The organism is Janthinobacterium sp. SUN176, assembly GCF_030587335.1.
GTDB lineage: Bacteria > Pseudomonadota > Gammaproteobacteria > Burkholderiales > Burkholderiaceae_D > Janthinobacterium > Janthinobacterium kumbetense.
Map to the genome: position 1 here is coordinate 1 of NZ_JAPWIA010000012.1, position 2,324 is coordinate 2,324.

The following is a 2,324-nucleotide window of genomic DNA, read 5'->3' on the forward strand; positions in this document are numbered from 1 at the left end:
ATAGGGAAGCCGTAGAGAAATCGAGTCCGAATAGGGCGATCAGTCGCTGGGTGTAGACCCGAAACCAAGTGATCTACTCATGGCCAGGATGAAGGTGCGGTAACACGCCCTGGAGGTCCGAACCCACTAATGTTGAAAAATTAGGGGATGAGCTGTGGGTAGGGGTGAAAGGCTAAACAAACTTGGAAATAGCTGGTTCTCTCCGAAAACTATTTAGGTAGTGCCTCAAGTATCACCATCGGGGGTAGAGCACTGTTATGGCTAGGGGGTCATTGCGACTTACCAAACCATTGCAAACTCCGAATACCGATGAGTGCGAGCTTGGGAGACAGACGTCGGGTGCTAACGTCCGGCGTCAAGAGGGAAACAACCCAGACCGCCAGCTAAGGTCCCAAAGATTGGCTAAGTGGAAAACGAAGTGGGAAGGCTAAAACAGTCAGGATGTTGGCTTAGAAGCAGCCATCATTTAAAGAAAGCGTAATAGCTCACTGATCGAGTCGTCCTGCGCGGAAGATGTAACGGGGCTAAGCCAGTCACCGAAGCTGCGGATATCCTTTATTGGATATGGTAGGAGAGCGTTCTGTAAGCCTGCGAAGGTGTCTTGTAAAGGATGCTGGAGGTATCAGAAGTGCGAATGCTGACATGAGTAGCGATAATGGGGGTGAAAAGCCTCCACGCCGTAAGCCCAAGGTTTCCTGTTCAACGTTCATCGGAGCAGGGTGAGTCGGCCCCTAAGGCGAGGCAGAGATGCGTAGCTGATGGGAAGCAGGTTAATATTCCTGCACCGTCGTATGATGCGATGGGGGGACGGATCGCGGAAGGTTGTCCAACTGTTGGAATAGTTGGTTTTTGGCTCATAGAAGGCACTTAGGCAAATCCGGGTGCGGAATTCAAGGGGTTGAGACGAGTGAATTTATTCACGAAGCAATCGGAAGTGGTTCCAAGAAAAGCCTCTAAGCTTCAGTCATACGAGACCGTACCGCAAACCGACACAGGTGGGCGAGATGAGTATTCTAAGGCGCTTGAGAGAACTCGGGAGAAGGAACTCGGCAAATTGGTACCGTAACTTCGGGAAAAGGTACGCCCCGGTAGCTTGATTGGTTTACTCCATGAGGGTGAAAGGGTTGCAATAAACTGGTGGCTGCGACTGTTTAATAAAAACACAGCACTCTGCAAACACGAAAGTGGACGTATAGGGTGTGACGCCTGCCCGGTGCTGGAAGATTAAATGATGGGGTGCAAGCTCTTGATTGAAGTCCCAGTAAACGGCGGCCGTAACTATAACGGTCCTAAGGTAGCGAAATTCCTTGTCGGGTAAGTTCCGACCTGCACGAATGGCGTAACGATGGCCACACTGTCTCCTCCCGAGACTCAGCGAAGTTGAAATGTTTGTGATGATGCAATCTACCCGCGGCTAGACGGAAAGACCCCATGAACCTTTACTGTAGCTTTGCATTGGACTTTGAACCAATCTGTGTAGGATAGGTGGGAGGCTTTGAAGCGGGGACGCTAGTTCTCGTGGAGCCAACCTTGAAATACCACCCTGGTTTGTTTGAGGTTCTAACCTTGGTCCGTTATCCGGATCGGGGACAGTGCATGGTAGGCAGTTTGACTGGGGCGGTCTCCTCCTAAAGTGTAACGGAGGAGTTCGAAGGTACGCTAGATACGGTCGGACATCGTGTTGATAGTGCAATGGCATAAGCGTGCTTAACTGCGAGACTGACAAGTCGAGCAGGTACGAAAGTAGGACATAGTGATCCGGTGGTTCTGTATGGAAGGGCCATCGCTCAACGGATAAAAGGTACTCTGGGGATAACAGGCTGATTCCTCCCAAGAGTTCATATCGACGGGGGAGTTTGGCACCTCGATGTCGGCTCATCACATCCTGGGGCTGTAGCCGGTCCCAAGGGTATGGCTGTTCGCCATTTAAAGTGGTACGTGAGCTGGGTTTAAAACGTCGTGAGACAGTTTGGTCCCTATCTGCCGTGGGCGTTGGAAATTTGAAGGGGGCTGCTCCTAGTACGAGAGGACCGGAGTGGACGAACCTCTGGTGTACCGGTTGTCACGCCAGTGGCATTGCCGGGTAGCTAAGTTCGGAAGAGATAACCGCTGAAAGCATCTAAGCGGGAAACTTGCCTTGAGATGAGATTTCCCAGAGCCTTGAGCTCTTTGAAGGGTCGTTCGAGACCAGGACGTTGATAGGCTGGGTGTGGAAGTGCAGTAATGCATTAAGCTAACCAGTACTAATTGCCCGTACGGCTTGTCCCTATAACCTTAGCAGGTACAGAGGATAAGACGGTACAACGTTGCGTGTGTGTTGATAC

1 rRNA gene is annotated in these 2,324 nt (G+C 51.2%); it reads left to right on the forward strand.

Annotated features, from left to right (window positions below):
* A 23S ribosomal RNA gene (locus O3299_RS28055) occupies positions 1-2,268 on the forward strand; the annotation flags it as partial.
* Between the last annotated feature and the right edge of the window lie 56 nt (positions 2,269-2,324).